The sequence below is a fragment of the Vreelandella zhaodongensis genome, from assembly GCF_013415115.1.
Taxonomy (GTDB): domain Bacteria; phylum Pseudomonadota; class Gammaproteobacteria; order Pseudomonadales; family Halomonadaceae; genus Vreelandella; species Vreelandella zhaodongensis.
Window position 1 is genome coordinate 630052 of the sequence record NZ_JACCDD010000001.1, and the last position, 13391, is coordinate 643442.

At 50.8% G+C, this 13391-nt stretch carries 14 protein-coding genes; 12 read left to right on the plus strand and 2 right to left on the minus strand.

Annotated elements, in window-relative coordinates; all coding sequences use genetic code 11:
- Positions 1 to 23: 23 nt before the first annotated feature.
- From ruvB to HZS79_RS02855, 9 genes are all read left to right on the plus strand, one after another.
- A complete protein-coding gene (gene ruvB, locus HZS79_RS02815) occupies positions 24 to 1061 on the plus strand; it encodes a Holliday junction branch migration DNA helicase RuvB (RefSeq protein ID WP_162217363.1) in 1038 nt (345 codons plus the stop codon).
- A complete protein-coding gene (gene ybgC, locus HZS79_RS02820) occupies positions 1058 to 1456 on the plus strand; it encodes a tol-pal system-associated acyl-CoA thioesterase (RefSeq protein WP_179926981.1) in 399 nt (132 codons plus the stop codon). The genes ruvB and ybgC overlap by 4 nt, the downstream gene beginning before the upstream one ends.
- 112 nt (positions 1457 to 1568) lie before the next feature.
- Positions 1569 to 2264, plus strand: coding sequence for a protein TolQ (tolQ, locus tag HZS79_RS02825; protein ID WP_179926982.1), 696 nt, complete (start codon positions 1569 to 1571; stop codon positions 2262 to 2264).
- An 11-nt stretch (positions 2265 to 2275) separates the two neighbouring features.
- Positions 2276 to 2713 (plus strand): protein TolR, encoded by a 438-nt coding sequence (gene tolR, locus HZS79_RS02830; RefSeq protein WP_162217360.1) that lies wholly within the window; start codon positions 2276 to 2278, stop codon positions 2711 to 2713.
- A 13-nt stretch (positions 2714 to 2726) separates the two neighbouring features.
- Positions 2727 to 4025, plus strand: a complete 1299-nt coding sequence (tolA, locus tag HZS79_RS02835; protein ID WP_179926983.1) for a cell envelope integrity protein TolA — start codon at positions 2727 to 2729, stop codon at positions 4023 to 4025.
- Positions 4025 to 5311, plus strand: a complete 1287-nt coding sequence (gene tolB / locus HZS79_RS02840; RefSeq protein ID WP_162217358.1) for a Tol-Pal system beta propeller repeat protein TolB — start codon at positions 4025 to 4027, stop codon at positions 5309 to 5311. Before tolA ends, tolB begins: the two co-directional genes overlap by 1 nt.
- Before the next feature lie 45 nt (positions 5312 to 5356).
- A complete protein-coding gene (gene pal, locus HZS79_RS02845; protein ID WP_162217357.1) occupies positions 5357 to 5911 on the plus strand; it encodes a peptidoglycan-associated lipoprotein Pal in 555 nt (184 codons plus the stop codon).
- Positions 5912 to 5958: 47 nt separating this feature from the next.
- Entirely contained in the window at positions 5959 to 6750 is a 792-nt protein-coding gene (gene ybgF, locus HZS79_RS02850; RefSeq protein ID WP_162217356.1) for a tol-pal system protein YbgF, read from the plus strand.
- Positions 6751 to 6809: 59 nt separating this feature from the next.
- The gene (locus HZS79_RS02855; protein ID WP_162217355.1) at positions 6810 to 7571 is read left to right on the plus strand and encodes a YciK family oxidoreductase; all 762 of its coding nucleotides are present in this window, start codon (positions 6810 to 6812) and stop codon (positions 7569 to 7571) included.
- A 102-nt stretch (positions 7572 to 7673) separates the two neighbouring features.
- Here HZS79_RS02855 and HZS79_RS02860 read toward each other — a convergent pair whose 3' ends face one another.
- Positions 7674 to 8339 (minus strand): HAD-IA family hydrolase, encoded by a 666-nt coding sequence (locus HZS79_RS02860; protein ID WP_179926984.1) that lies wholly within the window; start codon positions 8337 to 8339, stop codon positions 7674 to 7676.
- The gene (ubiG, locus tag HZS79_RS02865; RefSeq protein WP_179926985.1) at positions 8340 to 9083 is read right to left on the minus strand and encodes a bifunctional 2-polyprenyl-6-hydroxyphenol methylase/3-demethylubiquinol 3-O-methyltransferase UbiG; all 744 of its coding nucleotides are present in this window, start codon (positions 9081 to 9083) and stop codon (positions 8340 to 8342) included.
- A 214-nt stretch (positions 9084 to 9297) separates the two neighbouring features.
- On the opposite strand from ubiG, the gene HZS79_RS02870 reads away from it, so the two are divergent.
- The 3 genes from HZS79_RS02870 (at position 9298) to tamA (ending at position 13369) form a co-directional block, all read left to right on the plus strand.
- Positions 9298 to 10590 (plus strand): nucleotide sugar dehydrogenase, encoded by a 1293-nt coding sequence (locus tag HZS79_RS02870; protein WP_179926986.1) that lies wholly within the window; start codon positions 9298 to 9300, stop codon positions 10588 to 10590.
- A gap of 9 nt (positions 10591 to 10599) precedes the next feature.
- The gene (locus HZS79_RS02875; protein ID WP_162217351.1) at positions 10600 to 11451 is read left to right on the plus strand and encodes a coiled-coil domain-containing protein; all 852 of its coding nucleotides are present in this window, start codon (positions 10600 to 10602) and stop codon (positions 11449 to 11451) included.
- A 64-nt stretch (positions 11452 to 11515) separates the two neighbouring features.
- A complete protein-coding gene (gene tamA, locus HZS79_RS02880) occupies positions 11516 to 13369 on the plus strand; it encodes an autotransporter assembly complex protein TamA (protein WP_162217350.1) in 1854 nt (617 codons plus the stop codon).
- Positions 13370 to 13391: the final 22 nt, after the last annotated feature.

Below are 13391 nucleotides of genomic sequence, written 5' to 3' on the forward strand. Positions count from 1 at the left end.
GAACGACTGATAGTGCGCACTTTATGTTAGAACATGACCGATTAATTGCGGCTGAGCAAGAGCATGGGGAAGGGCGGATTGATCATGCTATTCGCCCCAAACATCTAAAGGATTATATTGGGCAACCGCGGGTACGCGAGCAGCTTGAAATTTTCATGGGGGCGGCAAAACTACGCCAGGAAAGCCTAGATCATACCTTGGTATTTGGTCCACCAGGGCTGGGTAAAACAACGCTTGCTAATATTATCGCTACTGAAATGGGTGTAGGGCTGAAGTCAACCTCTGGCCCAGTGCTCGAACGTGCGGGTGACTTAGCGGCCATGCTAACGAATCTAGAGCCAGGTGATGTGCTGTTTATTGATGAAATTCACCGGCTGTCTCCCGTGGTAGAAGAGGTTCTCTACCCAGCAATGGAAGATTTTCAGCTAGATATAATGATTGGTGAAGGGCCCGCTGCCCGCTCGATTAAACTAGATTTGCCTCGCTTTACGTTGGTAGGCGCGACGACGAGGGCAGGATTGCTCACCTCGCCATTACGCGACCGATTTGGCATTGTACAACGCCTAGAGTTTTACAACCTGGAGGAGCTTACTGAAATTGTGACTCGCTCAGCACGCTTGCTAGGTGTTGAAACGAGTCATGAAGGTGCAGTGGAGGTTGCTAAGCGTTCCAGAGGAACACCACGTATCGCTAATAGATTGCTACGCCGAGTGCGAGACTATGCCGAAATAAAAGGTAACGGTATCGTTAATGTGACGCTCGCTGATGCAGCACTTAACATGTTGAATGTCGATCATCATGGGTTAGATCATATGGATCGCCGACTTTTACTGGCCATGATCGATAAATTTGATGGTGGCCCCGTCGGCGTTGACTCGATCTCAGCGGCTATTGGCGAAGAGCGTGGAACCATTGAAGATGTCATCGAGCCGTACTTGATTCAGCAAGGGCTAATGATGCGGACACCAAGAGGCCGAGTGGTTACGCGGCAGGCATGGCTTCATTTCAATAAAACGCCGCACGAGCAAGCGACTGACTCCGAGGGAGAGCACCGCCCATGAGTGATGCGTTTAGTATGTCAGTGCGTGTTTATATGGAAGATACTGATGCCGGTGGGATTGTCTATTACGTCAATTACCTTAAGTTTATGGAGCGCGCCCGAAGCGAATGGTTACGCAACCTAGGACTTAATCAGCAAGCGCTGCTAGACGAAGGTACGCAGCTAGTGGTATATCGCTTAGCCTGCCATTACAGTAAGCCCGCACAGCTTGACGATGAGCTTGTTGTCACTACCACGGTTGAGAATGTTGGTCGATGCCGTATGACATTCGCACAGCAGATACAGCGAAATAAGGAACTCTTATGCGCAGCGACGGTCGAGATAGCCTGCTTGGAGGCTCAGCGATTACGGCCAAAAGCTTGGCCTGCAACTTTTAAGTCGCTTGGTCTTGTTTAATCGTTAAATCAAAGAACTTGAAGCACACAGAGATTCATCATGTATGCTTCGTTACAGATAGATACCACCACTGTTCGGATATTCCGACGTAATTAGATTGATGAGGGCAACTGTGAACGATAACACCATGTCCATTCCCCACTTGATAATGAGTGCCAGCACCGTTGTACAGCTAGTGATGTTACTGCTGGTAGTGGGGTCAATCCTCTCGTGGGTGGTCATTTTCCAACGCACTATTGCGCTACGTCGCGCAAAGCAGGAGTACAATCAGTTTGAGGAATCATTCTGGTCTGGCGTTGATCTAAATGAGCTTTATCGAGAAATTCCCGCCGACGATCCGCACCACGGTGCTGAGCATATTTTCCAGTCCGGCTTTCGTGAATTTAATCGCCTAATGCCTAAAACGCGTAGCGCAGATACGGTTTTAGAAGGTGTTCAACGTAGTATGCGCGTTGCTTGGTCTCGCGAAGAAGATCGTTTAACTCAGCATTTGGTATTTTTGGCAACCGTCGCATCGGCAAGCCCTTATATAGGGCTGTTCGGAACAGTGTGGGGGATTATGGGCTCCTTCCAAGCACTCTCTCTGACCGAGCAGGCCACCTTGGCGACCGTTGCGCCATGGATCGCAGAAGCATTGATTGCTACGGCTATGGGGTTGTTTGCGGCGATACCAGCGGTCATTTTTTATAATCGCTTATCAAATGACGTCGCCCGCCTGCTGGGTAAGTACGAAGACTTTGCTGAGGAGTTTCACGCTATTTTGCACCGCAATTTGCAAGGTCGTGATGGTAAGTCCAGCGCTAGCTAAGGGAGCACGCTATGCAAGGTCCGTTTAATCGTAGCGGCAATAAAAAGCCGATGGCGGAAATCAACGTCGTTCCCTTTATCGATGTCATGCTGGTTCTATTGGTGATTTTTATGATCACTGCACCAATGTTGACGCAGGGAGTGCAAGTCGATCTGCCCCAAGTTTCTTCCGAGCCTATTGAGAACCAAGATGAAAGTGACCCTATCATCATCTCTGTTGATCGAGAGGGTGTGTATTTCATTACGCTTGGGGAAGATACAACCTCAGTCTCTCTTGACCAAATGTCAGAGCGAGTAATGGCGATACTGCAACGTCGACCGGGTACACCGGTTATGGTACGCGGTGACCGTAACGTGCCTTATGGACAGATAGTCGTACTGATGAGCACTCTACAGCGTTCAGGAGTTGCTAATGTAGGGCTGTTATCTGAGCCGCCACAAGATGGTTAAAGGTAACGAACACATGGCAGTTAATCCACCACGTGACCCTCAAGACGTTGGCTATACATGGCCTACAGTCTTGGCTGTTGGGGTGCATGCACTGGTTGTGTTGTTTAGCCTGATAAGTTTGCCTAGCTCAACGGCAGAGCCAGATTCGTCGTCTATCGTGCAAGCAACGCTAGTTAGTACAGAGACATTTACTGACCAAGCCCAGCAGGCCACTGAACAACAGGCAGCCTTAAACAATGTTGCAGAAAGCAGTGCGATAGAACCAAGTGACGAGCCAGCTCCAGAACCTGAGCCAATTGAGCAAGACACATCGCAGCAGCAAGCCGATGAAGCCGCTGCGCAGGCTGAAGCCCTAGTTCGGGCAGAAGAGCAAGCCAGGGAGCTGGAAGAGGCGCAAGCGCAGGCCGAAGCTGAAGCTCAGCGCCGTGAAGAGGAAGCTCAACGCCAGCGTGAAGCAGAGGCAGAAGCTCAACGTCAGCGTGAGGCAGAGGCAGAAGCTCAACGCCAGCGTGAAGCCGAGGCAGAAGCTCAACGTCAGCGTGAAGCCGAGGCAGAAGCTCAACGTCAGCGTGAAGCCGAGGCAGAAGCTCAACGTCAGCGTGAAGCCGAGGCAGAAGCCCAACGCCAGCGTGAGGCAGAGGCAGAAGCTCAACGCCAGCGTGAAGCAGAGGCAGAAGCCCAACGCCAGCGTGAAGCAGAGGCAGAAGCTCAACGCCAGCGTGAAGCAGAGGCAGAAGCTCAACGTCAGCGTGAAGCAGAGGCAGAAGCTCAACGTCAGCGTGAAGCAGAGGCAGAAGCCCAACGCCAGCGTGAAGCAGAGGCAGAGGCCCAACGTCAGCGTGAGGCAGAGGCAGAGGCCCAACGCCAGCGTGAAGCAGAGGCAGAAGCTCAACGTCAGCGTGAGGCAGAAGCTCAACGCCAACGTGAAGCAGAGGCCCAGGCGCGTGAAGCTGAAGCAGCAAGACAGCGTCAGTTAGCGGGAGAAGCTGAAGCGGCCGCTAATGCCCAGCAGGCTCAACAAGCGGCAAATAGTTTTATCAACATTGTACGCCGCGCAGTCGAGCAAGCTTGGTTAATACCGGCGGGTGCAGGTAACTCCATGACTGCTACGATACAAGTTAGGCTCGGCCCGTCTGGCGAGGTGTTATTAACATCTGTTGTCACCTCCAGTGGCGATAGTGCATTTGACCGATCTGCTATGCAGGCTGTTGAACATGCTGCACCGTTTGGCGAGCTACGGGATTTGCCTGCGGAACAGCAGCGCAACTTACGTCAATTTAATCTGCGATTTACCCCGGGGGATGTTCGCTGATGCAAACCTTGAGCAAAGTATGGCTATTATGTGTGCTGCTTTTTATGAGCAGTTATGCAAGTGCAAACCTAACCATTGAAATAACACGTGGGAGTGACCAAGCACTACCCATAGGGATTGTGCCCTTTGAAGGTGGCGAAAATTTACCTGAAGATGTTGCACAAATTATTCACGATAACCTGGAACGGAGCGGCTACTTTTCACCGCTTGAACGCAGTGCGATGTTTGATCGGCCAAGCCAGGCAGATGACGTTGAATTTGGTACTTGGCGGTCGCTTGATGTTCGTTATTTGGTTGTCGGGCGGGCGCAACAAAGTGGAGACGGCTACCAGTTACAGTTTGAGCTGATGGATATCAGTGGCCAGCGCCGAATGATAGGTGAAACCGTCACCGCAAACGCCAACAACCTGCGTGCCGCTGCTCACTATATTAGTGATCAGATATTTGAAGAAATTACTGATATCCGCGGCGCTTTTTCAACACGCATTGCGTATGTCACCGCCCGAGGTTTAGGCGATAACATGCAGTTTGGTTTATACGTAGCGGATGCGGATGGGCGTAATAGTCGGGAAGTTTTAACCTCTGACCAGCCCATTATGTCGCCTGCATGGTCACCTGACGGTGGAAAGCTCGCTTATGTCTCTTTTGAAACCGAGCGTCCTGCGATCTATATTCAAGACGTTTCTACGGGGCAGCGAGTCCAGGCAACCTCCTTCCAAGGCATTAATGGCGCACCAGCCTGGTCTCCAGATGGTCGACGTATTGCCATGTCACTTTCGAAAGATGGCCAGCCAGAAATTTATATTTTAGATATTGCCAACCGTTCTGTAGAACGTATCACGCAAAATAGCAGCATTGACACTGAGCCAGCTTGGGCGCCCGATGGCCGTAGCCTATTATTTACCTCTGACCGTAGCGGCGGACCACAAATTTATGAGTATTCGTTAGCTAACGGAGAAGCGAAACGGGTCACGTTTACCGGCAACTACAATGCTCGCGGACGCTATTCACCTGACGGTGAGCAGATCTTTTTGATCCACCGTTCTAGCCGTGGGTACCAAGTGGCAAGACAAGATCGTGATGGTGGTCGCCTTGTTGTACTTAGTGAATCAACAAGAGATGAATCTCCTAGTGTTGCACCGAACGGTACCATGGTAATCTTCGCTACCCAGCAGGGTGGTAGTGGGGTGCTGAGTGCTGTTTCGGCTGATGGCCGGTCGTCATTTAGATTACCCGCAGCACAGGGTGAAGTACGCGATCCCGCGTGGTCACCTTTTTTAAATTAATGATGAAAAGTCGTAATTTTCTGTTTTCAGGCAAGGAGTCTGATTATGCAACTTAAGCCGTTGGCTCGCTCATTGGCAGTAGCGTTATCTATCGTAGTTATCGCTGGCTGTTCCAGCACCGGCGGAACCCAGGATGGCGACGCACATGGTAGTCAAACTGGTAGCACCACGGGGACTGGCACCTCTGGTGCTGGTACTGGTCAGTACGGTTCTACGACTGGTCTCGGCACTGGGTCTGGTGTCGGCGCGGGTCAGCAGGCTGACTCTCGTATTCCGGAAGTGCGCACCATTCATTTCGATTTTGACCGCGATACCATCAAGAGTGAGTACGAGTCGGTTGTAATGGCACATGCCCGCTATTTACGCGCCAACCCGAATTCGCGTGTTGTCCTGCATGGACACACCGATGAGCGTGGCACACGTGAATACAACATGGCTCTTGGTGAGCGTCGTGCTAACGCTGTACAGCGTTTCTTGAATATCCAAGGCGTATCACCGTCTCAAATGAGCGTTGTGAGCTATGGTGAAGAGCGTCCGGTGGCTAGCGGTCAAAGCGAAAGCGCCTACGCTCAGAACCGTCGTGTTGTCTTTAATTACTGATGGCATTGGCGCGCGCAGCGCGCCAATCCTTAATGTTCGGAGTCATCATGATTCACAGTCTCAAACGTTATTTTGAGAGGCTGTGCGGTGCGGGAGCCATAGTGCTCCCGCTGTCCGTATTGCCTTTAACAGCCTTTGGTCAGCAGCCATTAGTGCATGACTTATCATCGGGGTCAGGCGGGTTTTATCAGGAAGCTCAGCGCCATGAAGCTTCTGGTGGTAATTTAGTACTATTTAATCAGGTACAAGAACACCAGAAGGAGATTCAACAGCTACGTGGTCAAATAGAAGAGCTGCGCCATCAACTGGAACAGCTTCGCCGCCAATCGCAACAACAGTACTTGGACATTGAGGACCGCTTGATGAATAGCGGTTCCAGTCAGATTGAGCAGTCGACTCCTGCGGTGGAGCCAGAAGCTGCTGAACAGGTCGTGAATGCGCCTTCTAGCCGAAATGTGAGTGAAGATGCCCAGTCAGATTATCAAGCGGCATTTGCTCATGTGCAGGCGCGACGCTTCGGAGATGCCATTGACGCGTTTAAAGCCTTTGTCAGTGACCATCCCGATACTAGCTTAACGGCTAACGGTCACTATTGGTTAGGTGAACTCTATGCGGCTGAAGGCGAATTAAGCGCTGCAGATGAGTCGTTTAGCCGTGTTATTGAAGAGTACAGCGGTAGCAGTAAAGTACCCGATGCACTTTATAAGCTTGGGTTAGTAAAAGCGCGCCAAGGCGAAGCCGAGCGCAGCCGTGAACTCTTGGAACAAGTACGTGATGATTATCCTCAGAGCAGCGCGGCAGGGCTCGCAAACGACTTCTTGCGCCAATCTGCTGGATAGTTCCGCTTGATAATCCTGCATGATAGTCCCGTTCTAAACTTTCGTATCAAGGAAACCTCATGAGCTGTAAAATCGACTATCAGCCAGCGCCCAAGCTTTTGGAAAATCGCGTTGTGTTGGTAACCGGTGCTGGTGACGGCATTGGTCGTGCAGCGGCGCTCAGCTATGCCCATCATGGTGCTACCGTGATATTGCTTGGCCGCACTATTGCAAAGCTCGAACGTGTTTATGATGAAATTGAAGCGGCAGGTGGGCCTCAACCCGCCATTTTTCCGCTTAACTTTGAGGGTGCAACCCTAAAAGATTTTCATGATATGGCGGAAACACTGGATAAGGAGTTCGGTCGTTTAGACGGGTTACTGCATAACGCTGGACTATTGGGGCGTATAACACCTTTTGAGCAATACAACCCAGAGCTCTGGGAGCAAGTCATGCAAGTCAACATCAATGGGCCGATTTGGATGACCCAAGCCTTGCTGCCACTGCTTCAGCAGTCTGACGACGCATCTGTTATTTTTACGTCATCAAGCGTCGGGCGTAAAGGACGGGCTTATTGGGGAGCATACTCAGTCTCAAAGTTTGCAACTGAGGGCTTCGTTGAAGTGCTGGCCGACGAGCTTGAAAACCAACCCAATGTTCGCATTAACACGTTAAATCCTGGTGCCACCCGCACTCAGATGCGCCGCTCGGCTTACCCAGGCGAAGATCCTTCTACACTGCGTACACCGGAAGATATCATGCCAACTTATTTGTGGCTGATGGGGCCAGATAGTAAAGGCACCAGTGGTCAAAAGCTTGACGCTCAGCCACCGCGTGCCTAAAACACGCTAGTTTTGAATACTGCCCCCTGTCCATTCAAACTCGTATAAACTCTGACGCTGAGATGCTCTAACTGCCTCTTGAAGATTTCATAACGTTGACTATCAATGAAATTCAGTTAGGGCATCGACTAATTCGCCACATGTTTCAAACCAAATGTCAGCTGGCCATTGTTGATAATCTTCTTCTTCACTCATGTATCCATAGCCCACCGCGATAGCGGTCATGCCTGCCGCTTTAGCCGCCTCAATATCCCTAATGTGATCGCCAATGTACCAGCACGCTTCTGGTGCCACCCCCAAACGACGTGCGGCCTCCCAGAGTGGCTCCGGTGCCGGCTTTTTTACTGCTAAATCATCGGCACATAACAGCGCCCCTGGCGTGAGTGCTAGTGCATCCAATAACGGGAGCGTGTAGCGTCTTGGCTTATTCGTGACGATTCCCCACGCACGTGCCTCTGAATGCCAGCGTGACAACCATTGATCAAGTGGCTCAAACACGCGGCTATGAACAGCGACGGCCTGCTCATAAGCATCTAACAAATACTGCCGAGCAGTATCATGCTCTAAAGAGCCACTTGGGAGACCAAGCGCCAGCGTTACTAAAGCGCTACCTCCGTTGGACACTTGACCACGAATCTGTTCGTAGGGCAGCGATGTTAGCCCATGACGCCGCCTAAGCGCATTAGTGGCTTCGGCAAGATCAGGTGCTGTATCTACCAGCGTTCCATCTAAATCAAACAACACTGCTTCAGGTATTGAATTCGGCATTTACTGGTTCACCTTACGGCAGTACATCATGTAGTTAACTGAGACATCGTCAGCCACTAGCCGGTATCGGCGGGTCAATGGGTTATAGGTAAGCCCTGTTTGTTCATGAATCTCTAGATCTGCGTTTCTTGCCCAATTTGCCATTTCAGAAGGGCGAATGAACTTTGCATAATCATGGGTGCCACGCGGGAGTAACCGGAGTACGTACTCAGCGCCAAGAATCGCAAATGCATAGGATTTAGGTGTGCGATTCAGGGTAGAAAAAAATACGTAGCCACCTGGGCGGACTAACGCACTGCAAGCACGAATCACCGAGGCAGGGTCGGGCACATGCTCCAACATTTCCATGCATGTCACGACATCATAGTGCCCTGGCTGTTCGGCAGCTAAAGCTTCTACACTCACACAACGATAATCAACCTGAATACCACTTTCCTCGGCATGCAAACGGGCAACGCCAAGCGGTGCCTCACCAAGGTCTATCCCAGTCACGTGAGCACCGCGATGTGCCATCGACTCGCTTAATATACCGCCGCCACAACCAACATCTAAGACCCGCTTACCTGCCAATCCTGATCGAGCATCAATAAAGTCAAGACGCAGCGGATTGATCTCATGAAGCGGCTTAAACTCGCTGTCTGGATCCCACCAGCGGCTAGCAAGTGCTTCAAATTTAGCAACTTCCGCAGCGTCAACGTTGTCGTGAATGGGATGAGTGGTGCTATCCTGAGGTATTGCTTGCATGCTTTGACTCCCATTGTCGGTAAGTTGACGTAATGTTGACATTTTGCGCTTGGTTGATGACATGCATTTTCCGAAGTCGTGCAACGTGGCATCCAACCAGCTATTACGCATATGTCATTCTAACCACTCCTGGAGCGGAGCGCATGGAAAGGAATTCAATATGATCTTTAACCTCCTCTTTTCGCGACTTTTATTCTCTCAGGGAGCCTGATGAATGCGAGTGTTACTTCATGGTAGTGAACTCAGTGCTGCCACTGCTGCCGCAGCGTTAGCATGGGTGGGGCATCAAGTGGATTGGTTGTTGCACGAAAGCGCGCCATGGTCTGTGCTTTCAAATGCAGATTGGTTACGCCGTGAACCGGAGTTGATGACCTATATTGAACAAGCGCTAGCCAGTGGAACACTCCAAATTATAGAGACATATGAGCATCTCAACCCACCGGATGTGGTGTGGCTGGCACTATCGCCTGACCAGCGCCAGTCGGCTAATGCGCTACTTGAAACATCTATGTTTCAACATCACCATGGCGCTGTGTTGATCAATAACTCTACTTTCCCCGTGGGTGAGACGGAGCGACTGCATGCGCTTATGGGGCAACAACATAGCAGCGTTGCACTACCTGACACGCTAGAAGAGGGGCGTGCTTGGACAACCTTTACTCGACCTTCGCGCTGGCTGTTAGGCTGCGATGATGAGGTAGGAGAGCAAGTAGCTAGAGAATTATTGAGGGCCTTCAATCGACGTAACGATGTTTTCCAACAAATGCCTCGCAGGGCCGCTGAGCTTACTAAACTTTCCATCAATGGCATGTTGGCAACACGTATCAGTTATATGAATGAAATAGCAGGGCTTGCTGACACGCTGGGCGTCGACGTTGAGCATGTGCGCCAAGGAATGGGAGCCGACAGCCGGATTGGCTATGAGTATCTATATCCTGGGTGTGGCTTCGGTGGGCCAAACTTTTCTCGCGACCTGATGCGTTTAGCAGACGTTCAATCCGCCAGCGGTCGCAATTCTGCACTGCTTGAGCAAGTGATGGATATCAATGAGCAGAAAAAAGAAACGCTGTTTAGAAAATTGTGGACGTTCTTTGAAGGCGACTTGGCAGGTAGAACTATTGCCATTTGGGGAGCTGCGTTTAAACCGGGGACTGCGCGAATTGATCATGCTCCGGTATTAACGCTGTTGGAAGCATTATGGGCGCAAGGCGTTAATATCAACCTGCATGATCCTGCAGCCACCCCAGCACTTCATGCAGCTGTTGGAGATCGAGATGACCTGACAACGTTTACATGCGACCCTTACCAGGCATGTGAGGGTGCTGACGCGCTAATGCTGGTAACAGAATGGAAATCTTATTGGAACCCAGACTGGCATCGACTCGCTTCGCTGTTAAGCGCTAAATTAGTATTAGACGGACGAAACATCTACGATCCGGCATTCGTAGCTAGCTGTGGTTTACGATACAGGGGGATCGGACGTCGCGCCGACCCGACAACGCATTGAGGAAAAATCATGCCCAACACCACTGCGACTCCCCGCATTGTACCTGATGTGGGTCAGAGCATGACCGCACAACATCTGCGTCATCGCAAAGGGCCTAAATTATGGCCTTTATGGATAGTTTTGATGCTGGTTATCATTCTGCTTGGTGCTGCAGCGGTAGGCCTTTGGTATGAAAGAGAGCGCTTGTTAAGTGAATTTAATCGGGTGAGCGGCGAAGTTTCCAACCTTCATGCAAGAATTGACTCAGGCAGTACAGATGCACAGGATGCGATAACTCTTGTACAAGCGCAAATGGCGACGCTTTTTCAAGAGCAGGAGCATCTCGCCGTTTCCGTAACTAACACTCGTGAAGAGTTGTACGGGCTATTAACCGCTAATGAGGAACTTGTCACCACCGATTCGCTTAGCGGTTTTGCTGAGACTATTAAGCAGCTGGAAGATCAGGCAGCACTTCGGGATAGGCAGTTAGCCGCGATAAGATCATCGCTTGATTCGCTTGAACAAACGGGATTATCCGGCAGGCAAAATCTAGCAGAAGAGGTTACCAACCTCGACGAAATGATGGCACAACGTTTATCTTCTATTACTAGTCAATTAGACCGTATCACCCAGCTTGAAAATGCGAGCACCGAATTGGAAACAAAAGTTACAGCTTGGCAAGAAGAAGTCGATCAACGTTTCATTGAGGTAAACTCAACCATCGACAATCTTAGCGATGTAGACTCTTCTGTTACGCAAGAAACCTTAGAGACACTAGAAGAGCAGTTGGCGCAACGTATCGGCACATTAGAAAGCGATATCCGGCAAGTCCGACAAGCCCAACTAGCCTTTAGTGCGCAGATGGAAATGCTCCGACAGTAAGTCTGGAAGCATTGTAATCGGTAACAAAGCTACCGAGTCGCTGATTTGGTTAGGGATGAACTTGATGGAAAGACAACGGCGATGGCCCATAGCTAAAAAAGCGGCATGTAGTGTGGCATTGCCACTCCTCGTATTGGCGGCCAACCCTGCGTGGGCGTTAAACGCCTCAATCAGCGGCGTTAGCGACGAAGTAGAGGATAATATTGATGCTTACTTACAAACGATTGACGAAGAGCTATACACAGATGTTCGTTTAGAGGGGAAAATACGTTTACGCACCCAAGAAGCGATGAGGGTATATGGTTATTACGAGCCCAAGATTACCGTCGATCTGCAGCAGACCCCTATAGAGTTGCGTATCACTCCAGGCCCTCAAGTTAAAATTGACGTTCTTTCTATCAATATTGAAGGCGAAGCTAAGGATGATCCGCCATTTCAGGCTGCGTTAGATAGGTTTCCATTACGGGAAGGGGATGCTCTTCGGCACGCCCCCTGGGATCGGTTACGAAATCAATTCTCGGGGTTGGCGCTTGAGCGTGGTTATTTTGATTGGGGCTTTACGGATCGACGGATGGAAGTCAGACCCTATCTGGAAAGCGCACGCCTCTACATGGACTTCAATAGTGGTCCCCGCTACCAGTTTGGCAATACTTCCATCACTGGGAGTCATATTGAGCCAGACCGGTTGCGGAAAATGCAAACATTTGAAGCAGGTGAGTCTTATCTCGCTGAATCTTTGGCTCTTTATAACCAGCGCCTGGCAGAAACAGGCTGGTTTAGTTCGGTATCAGTTCGTCCAAGGCTTGATACTGCCCAAGAGCTAACGATGTCGCCACCCACCGGCGGATCTCCTTGGTGGGATGAGGCAACGGCGTCTCAGCCACAGCGTCCTCGACTTTCCAGCGCTGCATTTGCAAGTGCGCTTAGTATTAGCAAAGGCGATGATACGACCCTACCTATCGACGTAAATGTTGAACCTGCTGATCGCCACCAGTTTGAAGTTGGTATCGGCTTCGCGACAGATGTAGGTCCGCGTATGCGGTTTGGCTGGAACCAGCCATGGATTAACCGTTTTGGTCATAGCTTGGAACATGACCTGTATATTTCGGCACCCGACCAGCGTTTTACGGGCACTTACAATATTCCGTTAGATGATCCCCTACGCGATAGCTATCGTCTGCAGTATGGCGTGCGTAACCTGGATGATGGCGATACACGGTCGTTAGAAGCCACGGTAGAAATCGCTCGTCGCTGGGAATTTGAAAACCGCTGGGTGCAAACGCTTTATTTCCGCACCACATATGAAGACTTTACTCAAGGCGGTGTATCAGATCAGGTTCTGCTTTATTATCCAGGCATACAATGGTCTCGCACGCGTACACGCCCTCAGCGCTTTCCGTTGTGGGGGGATCGCCAGCAGCTCTCGATCGAGTACTCTGACACCATATGGGGCTCTGATGCTCAGTTCGCGCGGTTAACAGGCGACACCGAGTGGATTCGAACCATTGGAGATGACAATCGATTTTTGGCAAGACTGAGTGTTGGCGCCATCGAAACAGACGATTTTGATAAGCTGCCTCCGTCATTGCGCTTTTTCGCAGGTGGTGACCGAAGTGTGCGCGGCTATTCCTTTGAAAGCCTATCACCTAGAAATGCAGAAGGTCGTTTGCGGGGTGGCCAGCAAATGCTCACCTCAACATTAGAGTACCAGCGCCGAGTATCCGGCGACTGGTGGGGTGCGACGTTTGTAGACAGTGGCGATGCGTTTGACAACTGGGGCCCTGAAGACTTAAAAACCGGCGCTGGGGTAGGGGTGCGCTGGGTTTCTCCCGTCGGCCCTATCCGTTTAGACGTTGCGCACCCCTTTGATCATGAAGACGATTGGCGGCTGCACTTTTCCATCGGACCGGAATTCTAGGAGAGCATCTTGGCTAAGGTTG

Bases quoted from the DNA above. Each gene is read 5' to 3' on its own strand.
- ybgF (WP_162217356.1), top strand. From the start codon at position 5,959: ATGATTCACAGTCTCAAACGTTATTTTGAGAGGCTGTGCGGTGCGGGA.
- tolB (WP_162217358.1), top strand. From the start codon at position 4,025: ATGCAAACCTTGAGCAAAGTATGGCTATTATGTGTGCTGCTTTTTATG.
- tolA (WP_179926983.1), top strand. From the start codon at position 2,727: ATGGCAGTTAATCCACCACGTGACCCTCAAGACGTTGGCTATACATGG.
- pal (WP_162217357.1), top strand. From the start codon at position 5,357: ATGCAACTTAAGCCGTTGGCTCGCTCATTGGCAGTAGCGTTATCTATC.
- tolR (WP_162217360.1), top strand. From the start codon at position 2,276: ATGCAAGGTCCGTTTAATCGTAGCGGCAATAAAAAGCCGATGGCGGAA.
- ybgC (WP_179926981.1), top strand. From the start codon at position 1,058: ATGAGTGATGCGTTTAGTATGTCAGTGCGTGTTTATATGGAAGATACT.
- HZS79_RS02855 (WP_162217355.1), top strand. From the start codon at position 6,810: ATGAGCTGTAAAATCGACTATCAGCCAGCGCCCAAGCTTTTGGAAAAT.
- ubiG (WP_179926985.1), bottom strand. From the start codon at position 9,083: ATGCAAGCAATACCTCAGGATAGCACCACTCATCCCATTCACGACAAC.
- tamA (WP_162217350.1), top strand. From the start codon at position 11,516: ATGGAAAGACAACGGCGATGGCCCATAGCTAAAAAAGCGGCATGTAGT.
- HZS79_RS02860 (WP_179926984.1), bottom strand. From the start codon at position 8,339: ATGCCGAATTCAATACCTGAAGCAGTGTTGTTTGATTTAGATGGAACG.
- HZS79_RS02875 (WP_162217351.1), top strand. From the start codon at position 10,600: ATGCCCAACACCACTGCGACTCCCCGCATTGTACCTGATGTGGGTCAG.
- HZS79_RS02870 (WP_179926986.1), top strand. From the start codon at position 9,298: ATGCGAGTGTTACTTCATGGTAGTGAACTCAGTGCTGCCACTGCTGCC.
- ruvB (WP_162217363.1), top strand. From the start codon at position 24: ATGTTAGAACATGACCGATTAATTGCGGCTGAGCAAGAGCATGGGGAA.